Origin of the sequence: Streptomyces sp. NPDC056580 (genome assembly GCF_042793175.1) — a bacterium.
Classification (GTDB): domain Bacteria; phylum Actinomycetota; class Actinomycetes; order Streptomycetales; family Streptomycetaceae; genus Streptomyces.
The window spans coordinates 105,193-130,760 of sequence record NZ_JBHTVE010000013.1 but is presented as its reverse complement, the minus strand read 5'-3'; the positions used below and the strand labels follow the sequence as shown (position 1 = coordinate 130,760).

Here is a 25,568-nt window from a genome sequence, read left to right as displayed (position 1 = left end):
GCCCGCCGAACCGCTCAGTCCGCGGCAGGGCTACGCGTCGACCTTCTCCATGATCTCGTCGCTGACGTCGAAGTTGGCGAAGACGTTCTGCACGTCGTCGCTGTCCTCGAGCGCGTCGATCAGCTTGAAGATCTTCTTGGCGCCCTCCTCGTCCAGTTCGACCTGGACGGAGGGGACGAAGCTGGAGTCCGCGGAGTCGTAGTCGATGCCGGCCTCCTGGAGGGCGGTGCGGACCGCGACCAGGTCGGTGGCCTCGCTGATGACCTCGAAGGTCTCGCCGAGGTCGTTGACCTCCTCGGCGCCCGCGTCCAGGACGGCGCCGAGCACGTCGTCCTCGCTCAGCTCGCCCTTGGGGACGATGACGACGCCCTTGCGGCTGAACATGTACGACACCGAGCCCGGGTCCGCCATGCTGCCGCCGTTGCGGGTCATGGCGACCCGGACGTCGGAGGCGGCGCGGTTGCGGTTGTCGGTGAGGCACTCGATGAGCACCGCGACACCGTTGGGGCCGTAGCCCTCGTACATGATCGTCTCGTAGTCCGCGCCACCGGCCTCGAGACCGCCCCCGCGCTTGATGGCGGAGTCGATGTTCTTGTTGGGGACCGACTGCTTCTTGGCCTTCTGGACGGCGTCGTAGAGCGTCGGGTTGCCCTCGAGGTCGACGCCGCCCATGCGCGCCGCGACCTCGATGTTCTTGATCAGCTTCGCGAAGAGCTTGCCGCGCTTGGCGTCGATCACGGCCTTCTTGTGCTTCGTCGTGGCCCATTTAGAGTGGCCGGACATCTGCCTGTCTCCTTCGCGTAACCCATCTCTGCAACGACTCCAGAGATCCTACAAGGACTCCGGTGTCCGGTTGGCGCGCACCATGTCGACGAACAGGGAGTGCACGCGGTGGTCGCCGGTCAGCTCCGGGTGGAACGACGTGGCGAGCGCGTTGCCCTGGCGGACCGCGACGATGTGGCCTTCGTGCTCGGCGAGCACCTCGGCCCCGGCGCCCACGGACTCCACCCAGGGGGCGCGGATGAAGACGCCCTCCACAGGATCGCCCGCGACGCCCCGGACGTCGACCGCTGCCTCGAAGGACTCGTTCTGCCGGCCGAAGGCGTTGCGCCGCACGATCATGTCGATGCCGCCGATGGTCTCCTGGCCCGAGCGCGGGTCGAGGATCTTGTCGGCGAGCATGATCATGCCGGCGCAGGTGCCGTAGACGGGCATGCCGTCTCGCACGCGCGCGCGGAGGGGATCCATCACTCCGAACAGGACGGCCAGCTTGGAGATGGTGGTGGACTCGCCGCCGGGCAGCACGAGGCCGTCGACCTCGGCGAGTTCCTCGGGGCGCCGCACCGGCCTGGCCACGGCGTCTGCCGCGGCCAGGGCGATGAGGTGCTCCCGTACGTCGCCCTGGAGGGCCAGGACGCCAATGACGGGGGTGTTCATGTGTTCCGTTGCCTTACCAGCCGCGGTTGGCGTAGCGCTCGGCCTCGGGCAGGGTGTCGCAGTTGATGCCGACCATGGCCTCGCCGAGGTTGCGGGACGCGTCCGCGATGATCTTCGGGTCGTCGAAGAAGGTGGTGGCCTTCACGATGGCGGCGGCGCGCTTGGCCGGGTCGCCGGACTTGAAGATGCCGGAGCCGACGAAGACGCCCTCGGCACCGAGCTGGCGCATCAGCGCGGCGTCGGCCGGGGTGGCCACACCGCCGGCGGAGAAGAGGACCACCGGGAGCTTGCCCAGCTCGGCGACCTCCTTGACCAGCTCGTAGGGGGCGCGCAGCTCCTTGGCGGCGGCGTACAGCTCGTTGTTGTCGTAGCCGCGCAGGCGGGCGATCTCGTTCTTGATCTGGCGCAGGTGGCGGACGGCCTCGACGACGTTGCCGGTGCCGGCCTCGCCCTTGGAGCGGATCATCGCGGCGCCCTCGGCGATGCGGCGCAGGGCCTCGCCCAGGTTGGTGGCGCCGCAGACGAAGGGGGTGGTGAAGGCCCACTTGTCGGAGTGGTTGACCTCGTCGGCCGGGGTGAGGACCTCGGACTCGTCGATGTAGTCGACGCCGAGGGACTGCAGGACCTGGGCCTCGACGAAGTGGCCGATGCGGGACTTGGCCATGACCGGGATGGAGACGGCGTCGATGATGCCCTCGATCATGTCCGGGTCGGACATACGGGCCACGCCGCCGTCCTTGCGGATGTCGGCCGGGACCCGCTCCAGGGCCATGACGGCGACGGCGCCCGCGTCCTCAGCGATCTTCGCCTGCTCCGGCGTGACGACGTCCATGATCACGCCGCCCTTGAGCTGCTCGGCCATGCCGCGCTTCACACGGGCGGTGCCGGTCTCGGGAGCCTGGTTCTCGGTGGTGGACACGGGTGACCTCACTGGTGTGGAAAGAGTGACTGCACCGACGAGGAAACGCGAGGCGACCAGTCCACAGCAAGGGCCAATGGCGATCCGGTGGCTCCTTTTGTCCGGCGGCGGGCGCCGGCGCCCGGTTCAGGCGGCTCGTTCCACCAGCGCCGCGGGCGGCTCGTCGTCCATCTCGAAGGCCAGCGGGAAGGGGGCGTGGCCGGCCAGCCGGAACCAGCGCACCTTGCGGTGCTCACGGAGCCTGCGGGCGGCTCCCACGGCGTCGTTGTGGAAACGGCGGGCCATGGGCACGCGGCGCACCGCCTCGGCCAGCTCGTGGGCCGCCGCCTCGCCGCCCGGGGCGTCCCGGACGACCTCGACCTGCCGCGGGTCCTCGAACACCGCGCGCAGGGCCTGGCTCAGCTCGCTCTCCGCGACCTCCCGCTGGTCCTCCTCCGCCTGCCGGGCGGCGTGCGCGGCCTCGTAGAGCACGATCGAGGCCGCGGGGTCCAGTACGCCCGAGGTGGCCAGCTCCTGGGCCACGGAGGCCCGCCGCAGCAACTGGGCGTCGAGCGCGGCGCGTGCGGCGTCCATGCGCACGTGCAGCCGGTCCAGCCGCCCGGCGGTCCAGCTCAGGTACACGCCGACGGCGATCAGCACGACGAGGGCGACGAGGATCCAGGTGAGGGTTGCGGTCACGGGCGAAGGCTATCGGGACGCCGCGGCGCGCCGTCGCCCCCTCCGGTTCAGTCCCGGGCCAGCCCGAACCGCGAACGCCGGCCCGGGCGCTCGTCCGTGGCCACCGCCGCCGTGCCGGTCGTGACGGTCTCGTACACCGACAGGATGTCGGCGCCGACCGTCGACCAGTCGAAGCGGCGGACGTGCGCGCTCCCCCGCTCCCGCAGCCCGGCCCGGCGCTCCGGGTCGGCCAGCAGGTCCACGGCGGCCCGCGCCAGCGCGTCGGCGTCCTCGTTGGCGAAGACCTCGCCCGCCTTGCCCTGGTCGAGGACCTGCACGAAGGCGTCCAGGTCGGAGGCGAGGACGGGGGCGCCCGCGGACATGGCCTCGACCAGGATGATGCCGAAGCTCTCGCCGCCGGTGTTGGGCGCGACGTACAGGTCGACGCTGCGCAGGAAGCGGGCCTTTTCCGCGTCGCTGATCATGCCGAGGAACTCCACCCGCCGGCGCAGGTCGGCCGGCAGGTCCTCGACGGCGGCCTCCTCGTCGCCGCGCCCCGCGACCAGCAGCCTGGTCCGCGGGCGGGCGGCCAGGATCCTCGGCAGCGCCCGCATCAGCACCGGCAGGCCCTTGCGGGGCTCGTCGATGCGTCCGATGAAGCCGATCGTGTCGCCCTGCCACTCGGGCCTGGGCTCGGCCCTGGCGAAGAAGTCGACGTCGACGCCGTTGGGGATGACCACCGCGTCACCGCCCAGATGCTCCACCAGGGTGCGGCGGGCGTACTCGCTGACCGCGATCCGCGCGCTGATCTTCTCCAGCGCGGCCTGCAGGATCGAGTAGGCGGCGATCATCGCGCGCGAGCGGGGGTTGGAGGTGTGGAAGGTGGCCACGATGGGGCCCTGGGCCGCCCAGCAGGTGAGCAGGCCGAGCGAGGGGGAGGTCGGCTCGTGGATGTGGACCACGTCGAACGCGCCCTCGTGCAGCCAGCGCCGCACCCGCGCGGCGGACAGGAACCCGAAGTTCAGCCGGGCCACCGAGCCGTTGTACGGCACGGGCACCGCGCGGCCGGCCGAGACGACGTAAGGCGGCAGCGGGGTGTCGTCGTCGGCGGGCGCGAGGACGGACACCTCGTGGCCGAGGCGGATGAAGTACTCGGCCAGGTCGCGGATGTGGAACTGGACGCCGCCGGGCACGTCCCAGGAGTACGGGCAGACGATCCCGATTCTCACGAGGGTCCCTTCGTGGGGTCCAGGTCGGCGAGCCACAGACGCTGGAGCATGTGCCAGTCCTCCGGGTGCTCGGCGATCCCGGTGGCGAAGGCGTCGGCCAGCGACTGTGTCATGGCGGACGTCCTCTCGGCGCGGGTACCCGACGGCGGTACCTCGATCGGGGGATGCACGCGGCCCTTCATGACCGGGGACTCGTCGTACCAGAGGGTGACGGGCAGCAGCAGAGCGCCGGTCTGCTGGGCCAGCAGGGCCGGTCCCGCAGGCATCCGGGCCCGGTCGCCGAAGAAGTCCACCTCCGTGCCGGACGCGGACAGGTCGCGGTCGGCGACCAGGCAGACCAGTCCGCCGTCGCGCAGCCGCCGGGCGAGGGTGCCGAAGGCCGAGCCGCCGCTGTGCGGGAGCACCTCCATGCCGAGGCCCTCGCGGTAGGCGACGAAGCGGTCGTAGAGGGTCTCGGGCTTCAGCCGCTCGGCGACCGTGGTGAACGGGGTCCGCAGCTCGGTGGTGACCCAGGCGCCGGCCAGGTCCCAGTTGGCCAGGTGCGGCAGCGCCAGGATCACGCCGCGGCCGGAGGCGAGCCCGTCGGTCAGGTGGTGCAGGTCCTTGGGCTGGAAGCCGGTCCTGACGCGTTCGGGGCTCCAGGCCGGGAGCCGGAAGGACTCCATCCAGTAACGCAGGTAGGACCGCATGCCCGCGCGCGAGAGTTCGGCCAGCCGCTCGGGACCGGCGCCGGGCACCACGCGCGCGTAGTTGGCCTCCAGGCGCTGTACGCCCTTGCCGCGCCGCTTCCAGACGAGGTCGGCGATGGTGCGGCCGAGGCGGACCGCGACGGGTTCGGGGAGGTTCTTCACGGTGCTCCAGCCGAGCCCGTAGAGCGCGTCGGTGAGCCGGTCCGCGGTGCTCACTTGGCCGCCTCCCTCCCCGGGGCGGCGTTCTCCCCGGCCGCCGCCTCGGCCTCGGCGGACTCGCGGCGGACGGTGACGACCCGCTGGACGAGCGTGACGAGGCTGCCCACGGCGACGATCCACAGGGCGATCGGCAGCAGCCACTGGACGCCCGGCACACCGAACTTGTGCAGGCCCGCGAAACCGGCCGCGACCAGCGAGATCACCAGCCGCTCGGCGCGTTCGACGAGCCCGTTGACGGCGACCGGCAGCCCGATCGACTCGCCGCGCGCCTTGGTGTACGAGACCACCTGGCCGCTGGCCAGGCAGAAGATCGTGACGGCGCACAGGACGTTGTCGTCTCCGTTGCCCGCGTACCACAGCGCGAGGCCGCCGAAGATCGCGCCGTCGGCCACCCGGTCCAGGGTGGAGTCCAGGAAGGCGCCCCAGCGGCTGGAGCGGCCGAGCTGGCGGGCCATGTTGCCGTCGACCAGATCGGAGAAGACGAAGAGCGTGATCACGACCGTGCCCCAGAAGAACTCCCCCCGGGGGTAGAAGACCAGCGCGCCCGCCATCACACCGGCGGTGCCGATGAGCGTGACCGTGTCGGGGCTGACGCCCCGGCGGATCAGAAACGCGGCGAACGGTGTGAGGACACGCGTGAAGAATGCACGCGCGTACTTGTTCAGCATGGCCTTCCCGACGGTCGTTGTCGCCGCGGCCCTGGTGGCCTCCGGCTGGCCCATCGTAGTCACGCGTGCGCGTGAGCGACGGGCGGGCACCCACGAGCCCGCGCCCCCGTGGCCGCTTCGCGGCCGTTCGTATGGACGGGGCGTTACGGGAGTGGAAAGCTCGAAGGACCGCGGGCGTCGCCGGAGCCGCCGCAGCACGCGGGTCCCGCGTGTCCGCGCCCACAGTGACCTCACCGTGCACGGGAGGCAGGATCATGGGCGACAAGGCACAGACACACCACCCCGGAGCCGCCGGCAGGGCGAAGGCGGCCGACCACCCCGCGTCCATACGGAATGTGGTGCTGGTCGGCCACTCCGGATCGGGCAAGACCACGTTGGTGGAGGCCCTCGCGCTGACCGCGGGGGCGGTGAACCGGGCGGGCCGTGTGGAGGACGGCGGCACCGTCTCCGACCACGACGACATCGAGCACCGGCAGCAGCGCTCGGTGCAGCTCTCGCTGGTCCCGGTCGAATGGGACGGCATCAAGATCAACATTCTGGACACCCCCGGGTACGCCGACTTCGTCGGGGAGCTGAGGGCCGGTCTGCGGGCGGCGGACGCGGCCCTCTTCGTCGTCTCGGCCTCGGACGGGGTGGACGGCTCGACCCGGATGGTCTGGGAGGAGTGCCAGGCCGTCGGCATGCCCCGGGCGATCGTGGTGACGCACCTGGAGTCGGCGCGCGCGGACTTCGAGGAGATGACCCGGGTGTGCGCGGAAGCCTTCGGCGCCGACGACCCCGACGCCGTGCTGCCGCTGTACCTGCCGCTGCGCGGTCCCGCGGGCCCCGACGGGCACGCGCCCGTGACCGGCCTCGTCGGCCTGCTGTCGCAGAAGCTGTTCGACTACTCGACCGGTGAGCGCAAGGAGTCCGAGCCCGGCGAGGACCAGGTGCCGGACATCGACCGGGCCCGCGACCGGCTGATCGAGGGGATCATCGCCGAGAGCGAGGACGAGACCCTCATGGACCGCTACCTCGGCGGCGAGCGGGTCGACGTCAAGACGCTGGTCCAGGACCTGGAGCGGGCCGTGGCACGCGGCACGTTCTTCCCGGTCCTGGCCGCCGCGCCGGCCGCCGAGGGCGCCCGGCAGGGCCTCGGCACGGTGGAACTGCTGGAGCTGATCACCGGCGGCTTCCCGACGCCGTTCGAGCACCCCATGCCCGGGGTCACCACGATCGACGGCAGGACGCGTGAGCTGAAGGCCTGCGACACCGAGGGCCCGCTGGTCGCCGAGGTCGTGAAGACCTCCTCCGACCCCTACGTCGGCCGTGTCTCCCTGGTCCGCGTCTTCTCCGGCACCCTGCGCCCCGACGAGACGGTGCACGTCTCCGGGCACGGGATGGCCGACCGCGGGCACGAGGACCACGACGTCGACGAGAAGATCGGCGCGCTGTCCACGCCGTTCGGCAAGCAGCAGCGGCCGGTGACCCACGCCGTCGCCGGCGACCTGGTGTCCGTGGCCAAGCTCGGCCGCGCGGAGACCGGGGACACCCTCTCGGCCAAGGACGACCCGCTCCTGATGGAGCCCTGGCGGATGCCCGATCCGCTGCTGCCGCTGGCCATCCAGGCGCACAGCAAGGCCGACGAGGACAAGCTCTCGCAGGGCCTGGCCCGCCTGGTCGCCGAGGACCCGACGATGCGCCTGGAGCAGAACCAGGACACCCACCAGGTGGTCCTGTGGTGCCTGGGCGAGGCGCACGCGGACGTCGCCCTCGAGCGGCTGCGCAGCCGGTACGGCGTCCAGGTCGACGTGGTCCCGCACAAGGTGTCCCTGCGGGAGACGTTCGCGGTGAAGGCCGCCGGGCGCGGCCGGCACGTGAAGCAGTCCGGCGGGCACGGGCAGTACGCCATCTGCGAGATCGAGGTGGAGCCGCTGCCCGGCGGCTCGGGCATCGAGTTCGTGGACAAGGTGGTCGGCGGCGCCGTGCCACGCCAGTTCATCCCGTCCGTGGAGAAGGGCGTACGGGCGCAGGCGGCCAGGGGCGTGGCGGCGGGCTATCCGCTGATCGACGTCCGGATCACGCTGCTGGACGGCAAGGCGCACTCGGTGGACTCCTCCGACGCCGCGTTCCAGACGGCGGGCGCGCTGGCGCTGCGCGAGGCCGCGGCCGGCGCCCGGATCCACCTGCTGGAACCGGTGGCCGAGGTGGGCGTGCTCGTACCGGACGACTACGTCGGCTCGGTGATGAGCGACCTGTCGAGCCGGCGCGGCCGGGTGCTCGGCACCGAGCAGGTGGGCTCGGGACGGACCCTGATCCGGGCCGAGGTGCCCGAGTTCGAGATCGGCCGCTACGCGATCGACCTGCGGTCCCTGTCCCACGGCACGGCCCGCTTCGACCGCGCCTACGCGCGGCACGAGCCGATGCCGCCGCAGATCGCCGAGCGGATCCGCGAACAGGCGGGCGAGGCCCCGTGATCCGCACCGGCCCGGCTCCGTGCGCCGGTGGGCGGCTTCGGCCGTCCACCGGCGCGCCGCCGGTGGCTGCGGATACGCTGATCACCTGATCACGGCGTGCCGGACCCGTGCGGTTGTCGGGCGGATTCGGCAAGTTGGCCTGTTCAACAGGTGTGCGGGGCAGTGAAGTCGGGAAGGCCGCAGGAGCGACACCGGCGGCGAGGGGGCGGGAATGTCGGTTGGTACGGAGTGGGACGGACCCCAGGTGCCCGTCTCCGGCGACGAGGGCCAGGCGGCGACGTACGCGCTGGCCTCGGCGGCCTACCGGGACAACGTGGTCGAGGACATCAAGAAGACCGACAACGAGTGGCACCAGTCGACCGTCAACGCCGGCCGGATATCCCTGCTCAGGCCCAATCTCGGCGAGGCCTTCTCACGGGCCGTGGTCGACCGCATGCTGGCCCCCGGCCGCAAGCCGCTCATCCAGTCCTTCGGCGCCGAGCCCCAGGTCGTGGTGGAGCACGCGCTCGCGGCGAACAACATCCGCCGCGAACGCGACAACCGGCTCTCGGTGGTCGTGGTGCTGTGCGGGCTGATCTTCCTGCCGGGGTTCATCGGCTGGCTGCTCGTCTTCCAGCTGCGCACCCTCGTCTCCCGGCGCGAGGACAAGCGCGCCGGGGCGCTCGCCACCGCCCTGCTCACCGGGGTGGGCGTGCTGGCCGCGCTCTTCCTGCTGAAGATGCCCTTCGGCGGGTTCTGGGGGTGGTACGCGCGGGGCTGTGTCGTGGCCCCGGTGCTCGGCTGGTTCTGGGCCAAGCGGATCTGCGAGCGCAGCGCCCAGGACCTGCGGGCGCGCTGGGAGGGCCTGCTCTCCGGCAGCAGCGTCGGCGCCAAGGTCCCCGAGGCCGTGCCCCGCGCGCCGGGTGAGACCGCGGCCGAGCAGCTGCGCCAGTCGCTGGCCCGGCTCGGCGCCGAGCAGCGGTCCAACTCCGTCTTCTACGCCGGACCCAAGGGCATACTCGGCATGGGCACGCGCTGGGGCTCCTGGCAGCTCGCCGAGGACCTGGAGCCCGCCGATCCCTCCCGGGAGATCCACCCCTTCCGCAGCTGGGACGTCATACGCGCCATCCACGACCAGCTCCGCATGCTGGAACGCGGCCCGCTGAACACCGGCGGCTTCCCGCGGCCGTCGATACGGCACTGGATCGTCACGCCGATCGGGGAGAACGCCAAGGAGGTCTCCCGGCCCGAGGGCACGGACGTGGAGGCGTTCCAGATCAAGCAGCACGCCATCCAGGACATCTGCAACAAGCAGCAGTTCGGCAGCGGCGACCGGCACTACCTGGGCGTGCAGTGGACGCTGTGGGACGGGCAGCTCGTCATCACCATGATGATCACGGTGACGGTGCTGCACGAGACGCTGCGCATCGAGGTGACCGGGCACGCGCTGGGGCCGGTGAACCCGCTGTTCACCACGAAGCCGACGGCGCCCACCAAGGAGGTCGCCAAGTCGCTCAAGCCCTGGGAGAACCGCACGGTCAAGCTGCCGCTCGTGACCACCGACGAGGTGGTGCGGCTCACCGCGCGCGCCCCGCTGACCTGGTACCCGCCGGCGCTCAAGTGGCTCGGCGGCTCGCTCGCCCTGCCGGAGCCGTTCGGGCTGCGGCACGCCTGGGCGGACCAGCCGTGGCGGCACCGCTTCATGGCCGACGACGCGCTGCGCGCGGCCACGCCGGTGCTGCGGGTGGTGCACTCGGCCGCGATCCGGGTGCTGCGGGAGAACGGCGTGGACACCGAGAAGTTCGGCAACCGCTCGTCCGTCCTCAGCGGCCTGGTGCAGGACCCGACGCCGAGGAAGGCCGACCTGTACGACGCGTGAGCGGTGCCCTCGCGCCCGGGGGCACCGTCCCGTCCTAGGCGGCCGGCCAGGCCTCCGCCAGCATCTTCCTGGTGTCCGCCAGAAGCTGCGGCAGCACTCTCGTGTGGCCGACCACCGGCATGAAGTTCGTGTCGCCGCCCCAGCGCGGGACGATGTGCTGGTGCAGGTGGGCCGCGATGCCGGCGCCGGCCACCGTGCCCTGGTTCATGCCGATGTTGAAGCCGTGCGCGCCGGAGGCGGTGCGCAGCGCGGTCATCGCCTGCTTGGTCAGCTCGGCCAGCTCGGCCGTCTCCGGCAGGGTGAGGTCCGTGTAGTCGGCCACGTGCCGGTACGGCACGGTCATCAGATGGCCGCCGTTGTACGGGTAGAGGTTGAGGACCGCGTACACGTGCTCGCCGCGGCGGACGACGAGGCCGTCCTCGTCGGACTTGGCCGGGATCGAGCAGAAGGGACAGCCGTCCTCGGCCCCCGGACCGGTCGGCTTGTTCTCACCCTGGATGTAGGCCATCCGGTGGGGCGTCCACAGGCGCTGGAACGCGTCCTGCGTCCCCACTCCGATCTGCTGCTCCGGCTCACTCGTCATGCAAGGCAGCATATGGCTTCGCCCGTTCGCGGCGTGTCGCCGGGGCGGCCCGAACGACGTCACCGGCCAAGCTGGGCCGGTGGACGACGACAGCCCGGCGGCCCGCTGGGAGCAGCGCACCGAGATCCCGCTCTTCGTGGGGTCGCTGCTCTTCATCGCCGCCTATGCCACCCGGGTCCTGGCGGTGAGCCTGCCGTCCTTCTGGCGGAACCTGTGCCTGGCCACGATGCTCGCGCTGTGGGCGGTGTTCGCCGCGGACTACCTGGTGCGCTGGCGGCTCGGCGGACAGCGGTTCCTGCGCTTCGTCAGCACGCACTTCCTGCACACCGTCGTGGTCCTCCTGCCGCTGCTGCGCCCGCTGCGGATCGTCCCCCTCTACGACGTCATCCAGCGCCGGCAGGGAGACCCCCGGCTCTCGCTGCACGCCCGTGTGATCGCCTACGCGAGCCTGTCCACCCTGCTGCTGGGCTTCTCCGGCTCCCTCGCCGTCTACCAGCAGGAGCGCGGAGTGCCCGGCGCCAACATGCGGACGTTCGGCGACGCCGTGTGGTGGGCGGCCGCGACCCTGAGCACGGTCGGCTACGGGGACATCGTCCCGGTGACCCCGCTCGGCAGGGTGATCGCGACCGGGATGATGGCCTGCGGGCTCGGCCTGCTCGGCGCGGTGACGGGTTCGTTCTCGTCGTGGCTGATGCAGACCTTCTCCCGCGAGGGCGACGAAAGACCCCCGGAGAAGTGATCCCCGGGGGCCCTTCGGGTGGCGCGGATCAGACCTGGGCGCGCTCCGCCACGACCTTGGCGATCTTGGCGATGGCCTCGTCGAACGGGATGCCGTTCTCCTGCGAGCCGTCGCGGTAGCGGAAGGACACCGAGCCGCCCGACATGTCCTCGTCGCCCGCGATGACCATGAAGGGCACCTTCTGCTTCTGGGCGTTGCGGATCTTCTTCTGCATGCGGTCCGAGGAGGAGTCCACCTCGACGCGCAGGCCCTGCCTGCGGGCCGCGGCCGCGAACTTCTCCAGGTACTCCACGTGCGCGTCGCCGATCGGGATGCCGATCGCCTGCACCGGCGCCAGCCAGGCCGGGAAGGCGCCCGCGTAGTGCTCGAGGAGCACCGCGAAGAACCGCTCGATGGAGCCGAACAGCGCGCGGTGGATCATCACCGGGCGCTGCTTGGCGCCGTCCGGGCCGGTGTACTCGAGGTCGAAGCGCTCGGGCAGGTTGAAGTCGAGCTGGACGGTCGACATCTGCCAGGTGCGGCCGATGGCGTCCTTGGCCTGGACGGAGATCTTCGGGCCGTAGAAGGCGGCGCCGCCCGGGTCCGGGACGAGGGGCAGGCCCTGCTTCTCGGCGACCTGGCGCAGCGTCTCGGTCGCCTCCTCCCAGACCTCGTCGGAGCCGACGTACTTCTCCGGGTCCTTGGTGGACAGCTCCAGGTAGAAGTCGGTCAGGCCGTAGTCGCGCAGCAGGCCGAGGACGAAAGTGAGCGTCTTGTCCAGTTCCTCGGACATCTGCTCACGGGTGCAGTAGATGTGCGCGTCGTCCTGGGTGAAGCCGCGGGCACGGGTGAGGCCGTGCACCACGCCCGACTTCTCGTACCGGTACACGGTCCCGAACTCGAAGAGGCGCAGCGGCAGTTCGCGGTAGGAGCGGCCGCGCGCGTCGAAGATCAGGTTGTGCATCGGGCAGTTCATGGGCTTGAGGTAGTAGTCCACGCCCTCGTCGAGCTGCATGGGCGGGTACATGCCCTCGGCGTACCAGTCCAGGTGGCCCGAGGTCTCGAAGAGCTTCCCCTTGGTGGCGTGCGGGGTGTAGACGAACTCGTAGCCCTCCTCCTCGTGCCGGCGGCGCGAGTAGTCCTCCATCACACGGCGGACGATGCCGCCCTTGGGGTGGAAGACGGCGAGGCCGGAGCCGATCTGCTCCGGGATGGAGAACAGGTCCAGCTCGTTTCCGAGCTTGCGGTGGTCGCGCTTCTCGGCCTCGGCCAGGAAGTCGAGGTACGCCTTCAGCTCGTCCTTGGACGGCCAGGCGGTGCCGTAGATGCGCTGCAGCATCGGGTTCTTCTCGCTGCCGCGCCAGTAGGCGGCCGCGTTGCGCATCAGCTTGAACGCCGGGATCAGGCGGGTGGAGGGCAGGTGCGGACCGCGGCAGAGGTCCTTCCAGCACAGCTCGCCGGTCTTGGCGTCCAGGTTGTCGTAGATCGTCAGCTCGCCGGCGCCGACCTCGACGTCCGCGCCGTCGTCGTGCGACGCCGAGCCCTTGAGGCCGATCAGCTCGAGCTTGTACGGCTCGTCCGCCAGCTCCTCGCGGGCGGACTCGTCGGTGACCACGCGGCGGGAGAAGCGCTGGCCGCGCTTCTGGATCTCCTGCATCTTCTTCTCGATGGCCTTGAGATCCTCGGGCGTGAACGGCTTCTCGACGTCGAAGTCGTAGTAGAAGCCGTCCTTGACCGGCGGGCCGATGCCCAGCTTCGCCTCGGGGAAGAGCTCCTGCACGGCCTGCGCCATGACGTGCGCGGTGGAGTGGCGCAGGATGTTCAGGCCGTCCTCGGAGGAGATCTCGACCGCCTCGACCTCGTCGCCGTCGGACAGCTCGTAGGCGAGGTCCTTCAGGTCGCCGGCCACGCGCGCGGCGATGATCGAGCGCTCGCCCGCGAAGAGGTCGGCGGCCGTAGTGCCCGTCGTCACCACGCGTTCTTCCCGCTCGGAATCGCGTTGGATGATCACACGGACGTCTGACACCGGTCTCTCCTGACTGAAGGTGGGTGCGGCGCCATACCAGGAGCGCGCGCACAACGGATCGTACCGACCCGGGACCGCCGACCGCGAAACGGTTACCTCCCGTCCCCGTCCCGGCACGCCCCGGTCCCCTGCTCCGGCCCGCCCCCCGTCCCGGCACGCCCCGCGCCCTCCGTCCCGGCACGCCCCACGGTCCCGTCCCGGCGCCCCTCAGTCGTCGTCCCGGTACGCCTCCTGGCACGGCTCCTCGAAGCAGCCGGGACTCTCGTGCAGTGACTTCATCAGCCGGTCCCGCTCGGCGTCGTCGACCCGTACCGGCACGACTCCGCCGGCGCCGGTGAGCCTGCGGAATCCGCCGCGGCGCTCCAGCCGGCCGTGCACCCGGACCGGGAGCCCGACCAGGTGGGCGTGGCCGGCGACGCGGTAGTCCTCCTCGTCGAGGGTGACGCGGACGTGCGGGACGTCGGCGCCGGCGAGCACCCGCAGCCGCACGGTGCCCTCGCCGAACGGTCCGGAGCGGCGCAGCCGGACCACGGCGCCGGTGATCCGGACCGGTACGGAGGGTTCCTCGCGCAGGTAGCGGGCGCCCGCCGCGCGCAGGGCGGGCAGGTCGCCGGGGGAGAACTCGACGGGCTCGGCCGGGACGGCGCAGCCCTCGGGGACGGCGGTCCCGGGCGCCCAGGCGACGGCGACGCGGGCGCCCTCGGTGCCGCGCACGAGTGCGGTCAGCGCGTCGGTCAGTTCGCGGCTGGCGCCGGCCTCGACGGCGCCGTCGAAGGCGTCCATGCCGCCGGTGGCGCGCTGGTAGTCGACGGCCTCGCGGACCGCGTACAGCGCCTGGTGGAGCCGGACGGCGAGCGGGCGGCCGGCGGGCACGGGCACGAAGGCGGTGAGCCGGCGCCCTTCCGCGCCGGGGCCGACGAACACGTCCGCGAGCAGGGCCGCGGCGGCCGAGCGGTGCCGGGCGCCGTGGTAGCCGGCCCGGGCGCGGGTGGCCAGCGCGGCGGCCAGGAGCATCTGGCGGGCGGCGCCGCGCAGTTGTTCGTCGGCCGTCCAGGGCGCGGCCCCGGACGGTCCGCCCGGGGCGTCCCGCCACCAGCGGATCTCGTCGCTGGGCACGGCGAGGGAGATCAGCACCTCGCGCGCGGACGGGGTGTCGCTGCGGGCGAGCGCGTCGACGGCCTCGCCGAGCAGGTCGTCGCTGTCGGGGAACGCGCGGCTCTCGGGGACGAGCAGGCTGGTGCCGGCGCCGCCGGGGCCCGGCGGGGTCCAGCGGCCGTAGCGTCCGGCCGCTCCCCCGCGCCGCTGCCAGCCGTGCCGGTGCAGCAGGGCGGCGAGCACGGCGGGATCGACCGCGGCGGGATCGACGGCGGCGGGGTCGGGCGGCCGTCGCCGGGCGGGGTCGCCGGGGTGCGGCCGGGCCTGGCGCGGAAGTTCCTCCTGGGGACGGCTCCTCATGGCCTGCCTCCCGTTCCGACCCGCGTCATGATCTCGCACAGCGCCCGGTCGTCGAAGATGCGTGAGGTCGGTATCCGCACCGTGGTCCGGTGCCGGCCGGTGACCGGATGACCGGCCAGGTCGACCCAGTAGCAGCAGTGCCTCAGGTCGAGCCGGTCGTGGCTCGCGCGCAGCCAGTCGTCCTGGGACCGCGGGACCAGCATGACGACGAGGATCTTGTGCACCGAGACGGGTGTGCGGGCGAGTTTGCGCAGGTGGTCGTTGTCGAGCGTGAAGGAGAAGAAGCGGCCCGGCGGGTTGGGCGCGATCTGGTAGGTGCACTTGAGCTGCACCTTGATGGTGACCTCGTCGTCGACGGTGTGCCCGGGTGAACTGTGGCTGACGTGCCAGTCGATGCCGTTGTCCGGGAAGGGCTGGGACAGCGAGCAGCCGGCCGCGGCGGCGACCGCGTGCAGATAACCGACCTGCAGTGTCTCCATGCAGGCGGTGGTGGCGAGCGTGCCGCGGAGGTGACCCGTGCGTTCGGGCAGCAGCCCGCCCCGCTCGGGCTGTGCGATGGCCATGACCAACAGCCTTCCGAGCCGTGGGTTTCCCCGTGTCGGGCCGCTGAACTGCAAAGACCCGTACTCCTGTTGTGTCCTCCCGGCGTACGGCGCAAACGGCCCGGGTATCACCAAACAGGCAGAAGACGGAACGTCAGCTGCTGGGCCTGAACGAGGAGTTGGGTTGCGATGACGTGCTGGTACGAGGGGCCGCTGGCCGCCTTCGACACGGAGACGACGGGCGTGGACGTCGAGGCCGACCGGATCGTGTCGGCCGCCGTCGTGGTCCAGGACGCGCCGGGCGCCCGGCCGCGGATCGTCCGCTGGCTGGTGAACCCGGGAGTGCCGGTGCCCGAGGCGGCGACCGCGGTGCACGGGCTGACGGAGGAACACCTGCAGCACAACGGCCGCTGGCCGGCGCCGGTGATGTACGAGATAGCCGACCGGCTCGCCGAGCAGGCGGCGATGGGGCGGCCGCTGGTGGTGATGAACGCGCCGTTCGATCTCACCCTGCTGGACCGGGAGTTGCGTCGGCACCGGGCGTCCTCGCTGGAGCAGTGGTTCCGTGCCGCCCCGCTGCGGGTGCTGGACCCGCGGGTGCTGGACAAGCACCTGGACCGCTACCGCAAGGGCCGCCGCACGCTGACCGACCTGTGCACGCACTACGGGGTGGCCCTGGAGGGCGCGCACGACGCGGCGGCCGACGCGCTGGCCGCGCTGGAGGTCGTACGCGCGGTGGGCCGCCGCTTCACGACCCGCCTGGAGCGCCTGTCCCCCGCCGAGCTGCACACCCTCCAGGCCGACTGGCACGCGGCCCAGGCGCGCGGCCTGCAGGCCTGGTTCGCCCGCAGCGGCTCGGCGGAGATCGTCAGCACGGACTGGCCTCTGCGGCCCGAGTTGCCGGCGGCCGCCTGAGCGATCGGGGCGCCGGTGCCGGCTCCCCGCCGGGGCGCCGCGGGCGGGGCCGCCGGGCCGGCGGCCCCGGTCTTCGCGGCGGTGGCGTAGAGGGTGAGGCCCTCCTTGCCGCTCAGCTCGCCGGTCCTGACGACGAGGTGCCCCGGTCCGCTGCGCACGGCCGTGCAGGGTTCGCCGTCGTCCCAGGTGCCGCGTTCGCAGCGGAGTCCGGTGAAGTCACGGGGCCCGCGACGTGGACCTCCGCGTTCGCCCGGTCGACCTGCCAGCCGGCGCCGACCGCGTCCCAGGCGAACCGGTGGCCTCTCACCGCCTCGGGGAGCACGTACTGGATGCGGTGGCGGTGGACTCCGCCGACCAGGCGGCCGGGATCGCCGATCTTCAGGCGGTAGATGCCGTGCGAGTCGCCCGACTGCCCGAGGTCGTAGTCGATGACCTCGGTGATGCGGGCGCTGCCGTCGGCGCGTATCTCGGCGCCGACCCACCCCGCGTTGCCTTCTCCGGCTCGTCCCGTCGGCCAGGACGCCCCCCTCAAGACGTTCGAACGACATGAAAAAGCCGGTCTGCGTCTGCAGACCGGCTTTCCCCGGTGGGCGATACTGGGTTCGAACCAGTGACCTCTTCGGTGTGAACGAAGCGCTCTCCCACTGAGCTAATCGCCCGGGAACGCACTGAACAATACAGGTCCCCGCGGGGTTACTTCAAACCGCTTCGAGGTGGCGCAGCAGTCCGCGGCGCCCGGCGGCCATCATCAGCCGGTGGTTGGCCTTGAAGAGTGGGCGGCCCGGGACGGCCAGCCGCCTGAGCAGGGGCTTGGTGACGTCGACGACCTGGTCGTAGCGGGCGAGCGTGCCCGGCCCGCCGGAGGTGACCGTCCAGCGGGCCCATCCCTCGATGTCGCCGGAGACGGCGGCCTCGAGCACGCCGGCGGCCGGATCGCGGCGCGTCTCGCGGAGGGCGAGCGTCAGGTCGTACGGCAGCAGCGAGCGGATCGTGAGGACGCCGGTGGCCGCGTCGAGCCGGGTGGCCGAGCGCACCTGGGGCCACCAGCCCGGATAGTCCTCGGGCCGCTCCAACACGGCGAACACCGCGTCCCGCGGGGCGGCCAGGGACCACAGGGTGCGGAAGCGGTAGTGGTTCCAGTCCATGACCCGAGTCTGCCCGCGACGGGGCGCGGATCTGAGTACGCGTACTCATGCGCCCGCGAGTGACGCGTACCACAATCGGGGGGCGAGCGCCGCCGCCCGTGCGACGGCGCTCCCCCTCGCCCGCCGGCCGGGCATCCGGTCGCCGAGCAGGGCCGGGTTCTCGATGGCCGCGAGGCCTACGCCGCCGTCCAGACCGCGGACGACGCGTCCATCGTCGACAGCACGCGCGCCCCGGCCCAGCACAAGCGCCGTAGGCGGTGTTGGCGATGCGCTGCCGCTCGGCGCTGTCGGCGAAGGGCCGCACGCCGTGCCGGGTGCCGAAGCCCGCCCGTTTGCCAAGGTGGTCCGTCGACCTCGCCGGTGTGCCGGGTCGTCGCCTCGGCGAAGCGGACCACGTCGGAACGGCCGCTGCGCGGGCAGGCGTACCAGAGCCACAGCTCGGGCGGGAGTCAGGAGTTGCCCCAGGCGCAGCCGTCGATGCAGTAGCGCCACAGGCGCCTTGTTCGATGACCGGCGCCATGGTGCTGGAACCGAATTCCGAGCTGCTTGCCGTCGGCCCCGCCGACCGCGGTGACGCCCGCCGCAAGTGATCCAGGCTCAGATTTCCTTGCCGCACCTGGGACTTGAGGTCGAGGAGAATTCCGCGCTTGTCGTACTTCCGAAGGAATGTGACGGCGTTCTGGAAAACGTCCGGGGCAATTCCGCCGCGGCCCGCGTCCGGAGCTTCTCCCGGAACGACTGATACGTCTGGAAGTCGGTCTTGACCTTGATCTTGGGGTGCTTCTTCCCGAAGAGTGCGATCGTCCGGTTGATCTTCTTGTCCCGCTCCTCGGCGCCCCGCCCGGGAGTAACGCATCGTCACCGCGCCGGCTCCGGCGCCGGCACCGCTGCCGCCACCGCATCCGGCCGTCGCAGCGAGCCCGAGCGCGGCGGCCGACGCCCCGGCCGCCCTCCGGACCGTACGCCTCTCAAGATCCTCCCGGGTCCCACGGTCGGGCCCCTCCCGGCAGCGTCGCCGCCGCTCGTGAATCGTTTCAAGCGAGCGCTGCTGACCGACGCAAGGTCGGAGGGGCCAGGAGTGCGTCAGTGATTCGGGCAGGAATCTCTTCGCCCCTGGGACAGCGGCAGGCAACGGTGCTCGGCCGGCCCGGGTGGGCCGTCGGGCGGGAGGTGTGGCCGTGGGGGGCGAACACGAGCGGGTGGCCCACGAGGCGTGAGGCGACCGCAGGCGGCTCGGCAGGGCCGTGCGGCAAGGCGTGAGGCGGTGCATGGCGGTCCCGGGTGTGGGCGACCCCACGAGTCCCGCGGCGGGACCGGCACGACGGCGTACCGCACGGCCCACAACGACGACGGCCCACCTGCTGTTCGCAGGTGGGCCGTCTTCCGGGTGGGCGATACTGGGTTCGAACCAGTGACCTCTTCGGTGTGAACGAAGCGCTCTCCCACTGAGCTAATCGCCCGGGCGCAGGAAGAACATTACCCCATGTCAGAGGGTGCCCCGGACCAGGCCAGGGCCGAGCCGCCGGTGCGCGGCGCACCGGCGGGCACCCGGGTCACTGGTCCTTGATCTTCCAGGGCATGACGAAGCCGAACTTCCACAGGTATATCCCCGCCAGGACGCCGGCTATCACCAGCCCGATCACCGTGAGCGTGATGTTCCGCCGGCGCACCCGGGGGTCGAGGGCCCGCTGGGCCGCCTCGGTGACCTTGCGTTTGGTCCAGCGCAGCACGAGCTGGGCCCAGACGAACTCGGTCGCCCAGATGGCCATGCCGCCGAAGATCACCACCCAGCCCGGGCCGGGCAGGGGCAGCATGACGATGCCGGCCGCGACGACCGCCAGGCCGATCACGAAGACGCCGACCTGCCAGCTCAGGTGCAGGACCCTGCGCGACTTGACGAACTGCGGAGCCTTGGAGCCGAGTCCCCGCTCGGCCCGCTCCTCGTCTGCCTTCATGCCGTCCGCCTCGTCGATGGCCACGCCGACCTCGCCCGGCTCGTCACTCCCCGTATTCATGCAGACAAACCCTACCGTAGGGAATCAGTCACTGGAATGGTCGCAGGTCTCACGGAAGTTCTCGGCCGGAAGAGTTACCTAAAGACACGCAAAACCCTCAGAGGGGTTTACAACGGCACCGTAGGTGGCATGTCGATTTCGCCGACGTGCGAATCCCCGAGCGCACACTGAGCGAAAGGCCCTGGCGCTTATGAACACCACGGTCAGCTGCGAGCTGCACCTGCGCCTCGTTGTGTCGAGCGAGTCCTCCCTGCCTGTCCCCGCAGGCCTGCGGTACGACACGGCCGACCCCTACGCCGTGCACGCCACCTTCCACACCGGAGCCGAGGAGACCGTCGAGTGGGTGTTCGCCCGCGACCTCCTGGCCGAAGGGCTCCACCGTCCCACCGGCACCGGAGACGTCCGTGTCTGGCCGTCCCGCAGTCACGGTCAGGGCGTGGTCTGCATCGCCCTCAGCTCCCCTGAGGGAGAGGCTCTGCTCGAGGCCCCGGCGCGGGCCCTGGAGTCCTTCCTGAAGCGGACCGACGCCGCCGTGCCGCCCGGCACGGAACACCGGCACTTCGACCTGGATCAGGAGCTGTCGCACATCCTGGCGGAGAGCTAGGTCGCCCCCCTCCAAGCCGCCCGGCGCCGTCCACTCGGGGAGACGGCTCGGGCTCAAGGACAACCGCATACGGCAGGCCCTCGCCGTCACCGTGAGCGCTCACGGTGATGGCGTCCGCCTGTGTACCGCGCGCGTCCGGGCGTGGGACACTCGGGACCCCCCGGGAGCACGGGGGCGCCGGGCCGGCGGTCCGCCGGCGGGCGGTAGCCGGTGCGGTGGGCGCGGTTGTCGCTACTATCGGCCGGCATCGGCGGGCGTCCGCCCGACCTCCAGGCCAGGGAGCGAAACGTGCTGATCACCCACGACACCCGCTGCGCCCTAGACACCGTGGTGGATCTGGTGAACTCCGCGCCGGACGACGGTACGGCGGTGGACGGGCTGCCGGATGTCGCGGCCCTCGCCGATTTCGTGCGAAGCCACAACGTCAGTGACGTCGGGGTGCTGTCCGACTTCGACCTGTCGGCGGTGCGCAAGGTCCGGAGCCGGTTCGCGGGGATCTTCGCCGCTCCCGACGCCCGGGCGGCGGCGGGGCTGATCAACGAACTGGTCGCCGCGGCCGGCACCACCCCCCGCCTGACGGACCACGACGGCTACGACTGGCACGTGCACTACTTCGCCCCCGGCGCGTCCGTGGCGGACCACCTGGCCGCCGACTGCGGCATGGCGCTCGCCTTCTTCGTGGTGGCCGGTGAGCAGGAGCGGCTGCGGCGCTGCGAGGCCCCGGACTGCCGGCGCGCGTTCGTGGACCTGTCCCGCAACCGCTCGCGGCGCTACTGCGACAGCCGGACCTGCGGCAACCGGCTGCACGTGGCCGCGTACCGGGCGCGCCGCAAGGAGGCGGCGGGCTGACGGCCGGGCGCGGCTCGTGCGGGTGGGACGACGCGGGCCCCGGCAGTCCCTGCCGGGCGGTGTAGGTCCGTGGTCCCGGTGGGGCGACGCCGGTCCCGGCGGGTGACGCCGGGACGGACGTGTACGGCTCACAGCAACAGCAGGTCGTGCAGCGCAGCCATGAGGATCAGACACCCGATCACCGCAAGGAAGATCATCAGCGGTGGCTGGGATAGGGCGAAGAGGCATCCGCGCGGCTCGTCCTTCGGCGGCGCGGCCTCGCTCTCTGACGTGTCCAGCATCTCGCGGGTGATGATGGCCCAGGAGACACCCCGTTGGCGATCAGCACCCCCGGCGAGTGCGGGTGATCACCGTTCTCCCCACTGACCGGTTCGTTCCGCTTCCGGTTCTGAACGGTTTCAGGTCATATGCCGTGCTTTTTGAGAATGGCCTCGATGTCGCTGAAATCGTCGGCGGAGGTCGTCCCGGCGCGCGGGGCGGCGGGCCGGGTCGCGGGGTTCTTGCCGGCGCCGAGCGAGGGCGCCGAGGCGGCCGGCGCCACCGCGTCGGTCCGGGCGGCACCGTGCTCGGTCCGGCGCTCGGCACGGCGCTCGGCACGGGTGCCGCCGCGCCTGCGCTCGACCGCCCGCGTTCCGGCGAACAGCAGCCAGGCCGCGCCCAGCACTCCGAAACCGGCCCAGGCCGTCGGGCTGAGGGCGGTGTCGGAGAGCCAGCCGACGATCCCGGTCATCACCAGGCCGATCGGCACCAGGGAGTAGGCCGCGATACGCGCGGCGGAGAGGTAACGCTTGCGGTAGGCCGTGACCACCGCTATGCCCAGGCCCGCCGCGGAGACGGCGGAGCAGACGGTCTCGGCAATCATCCGGTCCTCCTGGCGGGCTCGGTCGGGTGGCGGGGACGGGCGGCACGGGCTGTGCGCTTCGTCCGTTCCATCCTGCACCGTCCCGGTCCCGTGGGGCCATGCCCCAGCGAGACATCAGGGAGATCTCCGGGTCACCTCCTCCGCAGCTCCTGCCCGCCTCCGCCGTGATCCGGCCCGTTCCCTCCCGTCTCTCCGGTCCTCGCGAGAAGCGCCGGCGGCCGTGGCGGGCTCCGGGCGCATTCCCGATTCGGCCCCTGGAGGCTCGCCTGGAAGACTGGTGGCCATGAGCGACTCCTCACCCGCCAGCACCGAAGCCCTCGTCCTCGACGTCTGGTGCGAACTCCAGTGCCCCGACTGCCTGAGTGCCCTGGACGACGTCCGTGCCCTGCGCGCCCGCTACGGGGAGCGGCTGGAGCTGCGGCTGCGGCACTTCCCGCTGGAGAAGCACAAGCACGCCTTCGCCGCCGCCCAGGCCGCGGAGGAGGCCCTGGCGCAGGGGCAGGGCTGGCCGTACGTGGAGGCGGTGCTGGAGCGGGTGGCGGAGCTCGACCGTGCGGGAGAACCCCTCCTGGTCGAGGTGGCCCGGGAACTCGGCCTGGACGCCGAGGAGTTCGACACCGCGCTGATCGACGGCCGGCACATCCTGATCGTCGACGCGGACCAGGCCGAGGGCAAGGCGATCGGCGTGACCGGCACCCCGACGTACGTCATCGGCGGCGAACGCCTCGACGGCGGCAAGAGCCAGGAAGGGCTCCGCGAGCGCATCGAGGGGATCGCCGACCGGCTGCTGGCCGACCGGGCGTGACGGGGCCGGACGTGACGGGTGCAGTCGTAGCGGATCCGGTCGTCGCGGGTGCGGTCGTCACAGGTCCGGGCGCGAACGGCTCGGGCGCGAACGGCCGGACACGACCGGCTCGGGCGCGGACCGCCCCGTCACAGCAACGGCTTGGTGAACGCACTTTCCCTGGTCTCGTAGCCGAGTGACTCGTACAGCCGCTCGGCCGGGGCGTTGCCGGCGAAGACGTTGAGCCCGAGGACCGGCCGGCCGGCTTCGATCGCCTGGCGCTCCGCCAGCAGCATGAGCGCCCGGCCGTGTCCCCGGCCCCGATGTGCCCGGTCGGTCTCCACGTCGAAGACGAACGCCCTGCCCTCCTGCAGGGCCAGCCACAGCACGCCCACCCGTGTCCCCTCGTGTTCGAGGACGCTGAGGTGCGTGTCCGCGGTCGATCGCCCCTGCGGCAGCAGCGTGTCGTGATCCCTGCGGGCCTTGGCGAGCGCGGCGTCCTCGGGGACCCCCAGCCCGATCCACGTCCGGGCGTAGTCGGCGGCCGCGTGCTCCTGCCAGGCGGCGAACTCGGCCTCGGTCATCGGCCGCGCCCGGCTGCCCGGGGGGAGTTCGGGCGGAGCGGCGCCCAGGCGCTTCTCCATGGCGCGGTTGCGCAGGGTGTATCCGAGGGCGCCGGCCAGCCGCAGCGCACCCTCCGAGGCCGCCGGGACCACGGCTTCCATCCGGGAGCAGCCCCAGCCGCGGGCGACCTCCTCGGCGGCCAGCGCGGCCACCGTCCCCCGGCCGCGCCGCCGGTCCGGCTCGGCGATCCGCACCTCGATGACGCGCGCCACCGAGTCGCCCAGGTTCGCCGAGGTGCCGAGGTGGAGCACGCCGACGGGACGGCTGTTGACGCACACCTGGTACCGGCGTGAGCGTGTGCCGTCGGCGTTGTGCTGAAGCGGCTCGGCCGGCCGCAGGGTCGTGGTCATCACGGGTGTTCTACCCGTTCGGCGGCCCCGGGTCAGCCGAATTTCGCGCCGGTCACGGATCGAGGTCGTGGCCGGAACGCTCGTCGAAGATCCGCATCGCCTTGAGGGTCGCCGGGCCCGGGGCGCCGGGCAGTTCCCGGTCGTCGACCCGGTGCACGGCCTGCACGTCGCGCAGGCTGGAGGTCAGGAAGACCTCCTCGGCGCGCTCCAGCACGTCCAGCGGCAGATCGGTCTCCTTGGCGCCGGTCCACTCCACCACGAGGGCACGGGTGATGCCGGCGAGGCAGCCGGAGGCGACCGGCGGGGTGTGGATCTCGCCGTCCAGGACGACGAAGACGTTCGACCCGGTGCCCTCGCAGAGCTGTCCGACCGTGTTGCCGAACAGGGCCTCGGAGGCGCCGTGCCGGTGGGCGCGCGCGAGGGCGACCACGTTCTCGGCGTACGAGGTGGTCTTCAGGCCGGTGACCGCGCTCCGCTCGTTACGGGTCCAGGGCACCGTGATCACCGCGGTGGTCTCCGGGCGGCGGACGGCGTCGCCGAGGGCGACCACCAGCGTCGGTCCGTGCTCGCCGCGGTCCGAGCCGAGCGGCCCGTGGCCGCCGGTGTAGGTGACGCGCAGCCGGCCGAACGGCATCGGGGTGGCCTCGAGGACGGCCGCGCAGGCGCGGCGGACCTCGTCGAGGTCGGGGTCGGGCAGGCCCAGGCCGCGGGCCGAGCGGGTCAGCCGGTCCAGGTGCCGGGTGAGCGCGAACGGCTTGCCGTCGACGGCCTTCACCGTCTCGAAGACGCCGTCGCCGACGGTCAGCCCGTGGTCGAAGACGGAGACCCGGGCGGAGTCGATGTCCCGCAGTCCGCCGTCCAGCCAGATCCTCATGTGAGAGTCCCTCCACTTTCCTCGTACAGCCCCGACGCTACCGCGAGCAGCCTGGACGCCTTCAGCTCGGTCTCCCGCCACTCCCCCTCGGGGTCGGATCCCCAGGTGATCCCGGCGCCGGTGCCGAAACGCAGCACCGGCGCACCGGGGCCGAAGCGGTCGATCCAGAAGGTGCGGATGCCGACGGCCAGCTCGCCCGTGCCCCGGTCGGCGTCCACCCAGCCGATCCCTCCGCAGTAGGGACCGCGGGGGGCGGGCTCCAGGGCTTCGATGATCCTCAGGGCACTGGACTTGGGGGCGCCGGTGACAGAGCCGGGCGGGAAGGCCGCGGCGAGCAGTTCCGGCCAGCCGGTGTGCGGGCGCAGTTCACCGCGGACCGTCGAGACCAGGTGGACCAGGCCGGGGTGCTTCTCCACGGCGCACAGGTCGGGGACGCTCACGCTGCCGGTGGCGCAGACCCGTCCGATGTCGTTGCGGACCAGGTCCACGATCATCACGTTCTCGGCGTGGTCCTTCTCCAGCAGGTCGGCCTCGGTGCGGCCGGTGCCCTTGATGGGGCCCGACTCGACGGTGCCGCCGGCGCGGCGCAGGAACAGCTCGGGCGAGGCGGTGGCGATCTCCACGCCGTGTCCGGGCAGCCGGACGGTCCCCGCGTACGGCGCCGGGTTGCCGCGGGCCAGCAGGGCGGTCAGGGCGTCCACGTCGGCGTCCGGGGCGACCGGCGCGCTCAGCACCCGGCAGAGGTTGGCCTGGTAGACCTCGCCGGCCGCGATGTGCTCGCGGATCCGGTCCACGGCCGCGGTGTACCCGGCGCGGTCCAGGGAGGAGGTCCAGTCGGCCACCGCCGGACCGCGCCAGCCGCCGGGCACCGGGGCGGGCACCGGCTCCTGCCGCACCTCGGCGAACCGTGCGCAGGTCAGCCGCCCCTCGAAGTCCGCGCTGACCGCCCAGAAACCGGACGAGTCCAGGGCGGCGGGATCGTCGGTGACGTCGAGCAGGCCGGTGGCGAGGCGAGTGCCGAAGCGGGCCAGGGGAGGTGGGCCGGAAGGGTGGTGGAGCACGTGGTCGAGTCTAGGGCTGGTGTCCGAAA

26 protein-coding genes, 2 tRNA genes and 2 pseudogenes are annotated in these 25,568 nt (G+C 72.1%); 7 read left to right on the top strand and 23 right to left on the bottom strand.

The window, feature by feature from the left end; translation table 11 throughout:
* Positions 1-30: 30 nt before the first annotated feature.
* The 7 genes from ACFQ9Z_RS27845 to pgsA all read right to left on the bottom strand — a co-directional run bounded on the left by ACFQ9Z_RS27845 (position 31) and on the right by pgsA (position 5,872).
* Positions 31-783 (bottom strand): YebC/PmpR family DNA-binding transcriptional regulator, encoded by a 753-nt coding sequence (locus ACFQ9Z_RS27845; RefSeq protein WP_383024371.1) that lies wholly within the window; start codon positions 781-783, stop codon positions 31-33.
* Between the two features lie 48 nt (positions 784-831).
* Positions 832-1,437: a pyridoxal 5'-phosphate synthase glutaminase subunit PdxT gene (pdxT, locus tag ACFQ9Z_RS27840; protein ID WP_383024368.1), complete on the bottom strand. Its 606-nt coding sequence runs from the start codon at positions 1,435-1,437 to the stop codon at positions 832-834.
* Between the two features lie 13 nt (positions 1,438-1,450).
* Positions 1,451-2,356: a pyridoxal 5'-phosphate synthase lyase subunit PdxS gene (pdxS, locus tag ACFQ9Z_RS27835; protein ID WP_383024365.1), complete on the bottom strand. Its 906-nt coding sequence runs from the start codon at positions 2,354-2,356 to the stop codon at positions 1,451-1,453.
* 126 nt (positions 2,357-2,482) lie between these two features.
* On the bottom strand, positions 2,483-3,034 hold the full coding sequence (locus tag ACFQ9Z_RS27830) for a hypothetical protein (protein ID WP_365292946.1): 552 nt from the start codon (positions 3,032-3,034) through the stop codon (positions 2,483-2,485).
* A 47-nt stretch (positions 3,035-3,081) separates the two neighbouring features.
* A complete protein-coding gene (locus ACFQ9Z_RS27825) occupies positions 3,082-4,242 on the bottom strand; it encodes a glycosyltransferase family 4 protein (protein WP_383024361.1) in 1,161 nt (386 codons plus the stop codon).
* On the bottom strand, positions 4,239-5,147 hold the full coding sequence (locus ACFQ9Z_RS27820) for a phosphatidylinositol mannoside acyltransferase (protein ID WP_383024358.1): 909 nt from the start codon (positions 5,145-5,147) through the stop codon (positions 4,239-4,241). Before ACFQ9Z_RS27820 ends, ACFQ9Z_RS27825 begins: the two co-directional genes overlap by 4 nt.
* Positions 5,144-5,872 carry a phosphatidylinositol phosphate synthase gene (gene pgsA, locus ACFQ9Z_RS27815; RefSeq protein ID WP_383024800.1) on the bottom strand — a complete coding sequence of 243 codons (729 nt, stop codon included), beginning with the start codon at positions 5,870-5,872 and terminating at the stop codon, positions 5,144-5,146. The genes ACFQ9Z_RS27820 and pgsA overlap by 4 nt, the downstream gene beginning before the upstream one ends.
* 200 nt (positions 5,873-6,072) lie before the next feature.
* On the opposite strand from pgsA, the gene ACFQ9Z_RS27810 reads away from it, so the two are divergent.
* Entirely contained in the window at positions 6,073-8,274 is a 2,202-nt protein-coding gene (locus tag ACFQ9Z_RS27810) for an elongation factor G-like protein EF-G2 (RefSeq protein ID WP_383024354.1), read from the top strand.
* 211 nt (positions 8,275-8,485) lie between these two features.
* A complete protein-coding gene (locus tag ACFQ9Z_RS27805) occupies positions 8,486-10,132 on the top strand; it encodes a hypothetical protein (RefSeq protein WP_383024350.1) in 1,647 nt (548 codons plus the stop codon).
* 34 nt (positions 10,133-10,166) lie between these two features.
* Here the strand turns inward: ACFQ9Z_RS27805 and ACFQ9Z_RS27800 are convergent, their stop codons facing one another.
* Positions 10,167-10,727, bottom strand: coding sequence for an HIT family protein (locus ACFQ9Z_RS27800; RefSeq protein ID WP_383024346.1), 561 nt, complete (start codon positions 10,725-10,727; stop codon positions 10,167-10,169).
* A 67-nt stretch (positions 10,728-10,794) separates the two neighbouring features.
* Between ACFQ9Z_RS27800 and ACFQ9Z_RS27795 the strand changes: the two genes are divergently transcribed.
* Positions 10,795-11,454, top strand: coding sequence for a potassium channel family protein (locus ACFQ9Z_RS27795; protein ID WP_383024343.1), 660 nt, complete (start codon positions 10,795-10,797; stop codon positions 11,452-11,454).
* Positions 11,455-11,482: 28 nt separating this feature from the next.
* On the opposite strand, the gene thrS is transcribed toward ACFQ9Z_RS27795, so the two are convergent.
* The 3 genes from thrS to ACFQ9Z_RS27780 form a co-directional block, all read right to left on the bottom strand.
* Entirely contained in the window at positions 11,483-13,459 is a 1,977-nt protein-coding gene (gene thrS / locus ACFQ9Z_RS27790; protein WP_383024340.1) for a threonine--tRNA ligase, read from the bottom strand.
* Positions 13,460-13,666: 207 nt separating this feature from the next.
* The gene (locus tag ACFQ9Z_RS27785) at positions 13,667-14,914 is read right to left on the bottom strand and encodes a hypothetical protein (RefSeq protein ID WP_383024335.1); all 1,248 of its coding nucleotides are present in this window, start codon (positions 14,912-14,914) and stop codon (positions 13,667-13,669) included.
* Entirely contained in the window at positions 14,911-15,477 is a 567-nt protein-coding gene (locus ACFQ9Z_RS27780) for a DUF4365 domain-containing protein (RefSeq protein ID WP_360666059.1), read from the bottom strand. Before ACFQ9Z_RS27780 ends, ACFQ9Z_RS27785 begins: the two co-directional genes overlap by 4 nt.
* Before the next feature lie 168 nt (positions 15,478-15,645).
* Between ACFQ9Z_RS27780 and ACFQ9Z_RS27775 the strand changes: the two genes are divergently transcribed.
* Positions 15,646-16,371, top strand: a complete 726-nt coding sequence (locus ACFQ9Z_RS27775) for a 3'-5' exonuclease (RefSeq protein WP_383024331.1) — start codon at positions 15,646-15,648, stop codon at positions 16,369-16,371.
* Positions 16,372-16,483: 112 nt separating this feature from the next.
* On the opposite strand, the gene ACFQ9Z_RS27770 is transcribed toward ACFQ9Z_RS27775, so the two are convergent.
* The 7 genes and pseudogenes from ACFQ9Z_RS27770 to ACFQ9Z_RS27740 all read right to left on the bottom strand — a co-directional run bounded on the left by ACFQ9Z_RS27770 (position 16,484) and on the right by ACFQ9Z_RS27740 (position 19,531).
* Positions 16,484-16,903: a DUF2207 domain-containing protein gene (locus ACFQ9Z_RS27770; protein WP_383024326.1), complete on the bottom strand. Its 420-nt coding sequence runs from the start codon at positions 16,901-16,903 to the stop codon at positions 16,484-16,486.
* Positions 16,904-16,958: 55 nt separating this feature from the next.
* Positions 16,959-17,030: transfer RNA gene (locus tag ACFQ9Z_RS27765), tRNA-Val, on the bottom strand.
* Between the two features lie 39 nt (positions 17,031-17,069).
* Positions 17,070-17,516 (bottom strand): SRPBCC family protein, encoded by a 447-nt coding sequence (locus ACFQ9Z_RS27760; protein ID WP_383024323.1) that lies wholly within the window; start codon positions 17,514-17,516, stop codon positions 17,070-17,072.
* A 250-nt stretch (positions 17,517-17,766) separates the two neighbouring features.
* Positions 17,767-18,016, bottom strand: a pseudogene (locus ACFQ9Z_RS27755) (Tat pathway signal sequence domain protein); the annotation flags it as partial.
* 33 nt (positions 18,017-18,049) lie between these two features.
* Positions 18,050-18,546, bottom strand: a pseudogene (locus tag ACFQ9Z_RS27750) (extracellular solute-binding protein); the annotation flags it as partial.
* Positions 18,547-18,904: 358 nt separating this feature from the next.
* Positions 18,905-18,976, bottom strand: a tRNA-Val gene (locus tag ACFQ9Z_RS27745).
* Between the two features lie 93 nt (positions 18,977-19,069).
* A complete protein-coding gene (locus ACFQ9Z_RS27740; RefSeq protein WP_383024320.1) occupies positions 19,070-19,531 on the bottom strand; it encodes a TIGR02611 family protein in 462 nt (153 codons plus the stop codon).
* 190 nt (positions 19,532-19,721) lie between these two features.
* Here ACFQ9Z_RS27740 and ACFQ9Z_RS27735 point away from each other — a divergent pair, with 190 nt between their 5' ends.
* Both ACFQ9Z_RS27735 and ACFQ9Z_RS27730 read left to right on the top strand, forming a co-directional pair.
* Entirely contained in the window at positions 19,722-20,135 is a 414-nt protein-coding gene (locus ACFQ9Z_RS27735) for an SsgA family sporulation/cell division regulator (RefSeq protein ID WP_004002642.1), read from the top strand.
* Between the two features lie 288 nt (positions 20,136-20,423).
* Entirely contained in the window at positions 20,424-20,984 is a 561-nt protein-coding gene (locus ACFQ9Z_RS27730) for a CGNR zinc finger domain-containing protein (RefSeq protein WP_383024317.1), read from the top strand.
* Positions 20,985-21,112: 128 nt separating this feature from the next.
* On the opposite strand, the gene ACFQ9Z_RS27725 is transcribed toward ACFQ9Z_RS27730, so the two are convergent.
* Both ACFQ9Z_RS27725 and ACFQ9Z_RS27720 read right to left on the bottom strand, forming a co-directional pair.
* Positions 21,113-21,265: a hypothetical protein gene (locus tag ACFQ9Z_RS27725; protein ID WP_174266498.1), complete on the bottom strand. Its 153-nt coding sequence runs from the start codon at positions 21,263-21,265 to the stop codon at positions 21,113-21,115.
* 122 nt (positions 21,266-21,387) lie between these two features.
* Positions 21,388-21,846 carry a hypothetical protein gene (locus tag ACFQ9Z_RS27720; RefSeq protein ID WP_383024314.1) on the bottom strand — a complete coding sequence of 153 codons (459 nt, stop codon included), beginning with the start codon at positions 21,844-21,846 and terminating at the stop codon, positions 21,388-21,390.
* Positions 21,847-22,129: 283 nt separating this feature from the next.
* Between ACFQ9Z_RS27720 and ACFQ9Z_RS27715 the strand changes: the two genes are divergently transcribed.
* Positions 22,130-22,651 carry a DsbA family protein gene (locus ACFQ9Z_RS27715; protein WP_383024311.1) on the top strand — a complete coding sequence of 174 codons (522 nt, stop codon included), beginning with the start codon at positions 22,130-22,132 and terminating at the stop codon, positions 22,649-22,651.
* A gap of 128 nt (positions 22,652-22,779) precedes the next feature.
* On the opposite strand, the gene ACFQ9Z_RS27710 is transcribed toward ACFQ9Z_RS27715, so the two are convergent.
* Genes ACFQ9Z_RS27710 through ACFQ9Z_RS27700 form a run of 3 tightly spaced genes read right to left on the bottom strand, consistent with a single transcriptional unit; the run spans position 22,780 to position 25,539 of the window.
* Positions 22,780-23,604, bottom strand: coding sequence for a GNAT family N-acetyltransferase (locus tag ACFQ9Z_RS27710; protein WP_383024308.1), 825 nt, complete (start codon positions 23,602-23,604; stop codon positions 22,780-22,782).
* A 52-nt stretch (positions 23,605-23,656) separates the two neighbouring features.
* The gene (locus ACFQ9Z_RS27705) at positions 23,657-24,478 is read right to left on the bottom strand and encodes an aminotransferase class IV (protein WP_383024305.1); all 822 of its coding nucleotides are present in this window, start codon (positions 24,476-24,478) and stop codon (positions 23,657-23,659) included.
* Positions 24,475-25,539 carry a chorismate-binding protein gene (locus tag ACFQ9Z_RS27700; RefSeq protein WP_383024302.1) on the bottom strand — a complete coding sequence of 355 codons (1,065 nt, stop codon included), beginning with the start codon at positions 25,537-25,539 and terminating at the stop codon, positions 24,475-24,477. Before ACFQ9Z_RS27700 ends, ACFQ9Z_RS27705 begins: the two co-directional genes overlap by 4 nt.
* Positions 25,540-25,568 lie beyond the last annotated feature (29 nt).

Excerpts from the sequence above, each read along its gene's own strand:
- ACFQ9Z_RS27845 (WP_383024371.1), bottom strand. The coding sequence starts at position 783 with ATGTCCGGCCACTCTAAATGGGCCACGACGAAGCACAAGAAGGCCGTG.
- pdxT (WP_383024368.1), bottom strand. The coding sequence starts at position 1,437 with ATGAACACCCCCGTCATTGGCGTCCTGGCCCTCCAGGGCGACGTACGG.
- pgsA (WP_383024800.1), bottom strand. The coding sequence starts at position 5,872 with ATGGGCCAGCCGGAGGCCACCAGGGCCGCGGCGACAACGACCGTCGGG.
- ACFQ9Z_RS27810 (WP_383024354.1), top strand. The coding sequence starts at position 6,073 with ATGGGCGACAAGGCACAGACACACCACCCCGGAGCCGCCGGCAGGGCG.
- ACFQ9Z_RS27805 (WP_383024350.1), top strand. The coding sequence starts at position 8,486 with ATGTCGGTTGGTACGGAGTGGGACGGACCCCAGGTGCCCGTCTCCGGC.
- ACFQ9Z_RS27800 (WP_383024346.1), bottom strand. The coding sequence starts at position 10,727 with ATGCTGCCTTGCATGACGAGTGAGCCGGAGCAGCAGATCGGAGTGGGG.
- ACFQ9Z_RS27785 (WP_383024335.1), bottom strand. The coding sequence starts at position 14,914 with ATGAGGAGCCGTCCCCAGGAGGAACTTCCGCGCCAGGCCCGGCCGCAC.
- ACFQ9Z_RS27780 (WP_360666059.1), bottom strand. The coding sequence starts at position 15,477 with ATGGCCATCGCACAGCCCGAGCGGGGCGGGCTGCTGCCCGAACGCACG.
- ACFQ9Z_RS27775 (WP_383024331.1), top strand. The coding sequence starts at position 15,646 with ATGACGTGCTGGTACGAGGGGCCGCTGGCCGCCTTCGACACGGAGACG.
- ACFQ9Z_RS27760 (WP_383024323.1), bottom strand. The coding sequence starts at position 17,516 with ATGGACTGGAACCACTACCGCTTCCGCACCCTGTGGTCCCTGGCCGCC.
- ACFQ9Z_RS27740 (WP_383024320.1), bottom strand. The coding sequence starts at position 19,531 with ATGAATACGGGGAGTGACGAGCCGGGCGAGGTCGGCGTGGCCATCGAC.
- ACFQ9Z_RS27735 (WP_004002642.1), top strand. The coding sequence starts at position 19,722 with ATGAACACCACGGTCAGCTGCGAGCTGCACCTGCGCCTCGTTGTGTCG.
- ACFQ9Z_RS27725 (WP_174266498.1), bottom strand. The coding sequence starts at position 21,265 with ATGCTGGACACGTCAGAGAGCGAGGCCGCGCCGCCGAAGGACGAGCCG.
- ACFQ9Z_RS27720 (WP_383024314.1), bottom strand. The coding sequence starts at position 21,846 with ATGATTGCCGAGACCGTCTGCTCCGCCGTCTCCGCGGCGGGCCTGGGC.
- ACFQ9Z_RS27715 (WP_383024311.1), top strand. The coding sequence starts at position 22,130 with ATGAGCGACTCCTCACCCGCCAGCACCGAAGCCCTCGTCCTCGACGTC.
- ACFQ9Z_RS27710 (WP_383024308.1), bottom strand. The coding sequence starts at position 23,604 with ATGACCACGACCCTGCGGCCGGCCGAGCCGCTTCAGCACAACGCCGAC.
- ACFQ9Z_RS27705 (WP_383024305.1), bottom strand. The coding sequence starts at position 24,478 with ATGAGGATCTGGCTGGACGGCGGACTGCGGGACATCGACTCCGCCCGG.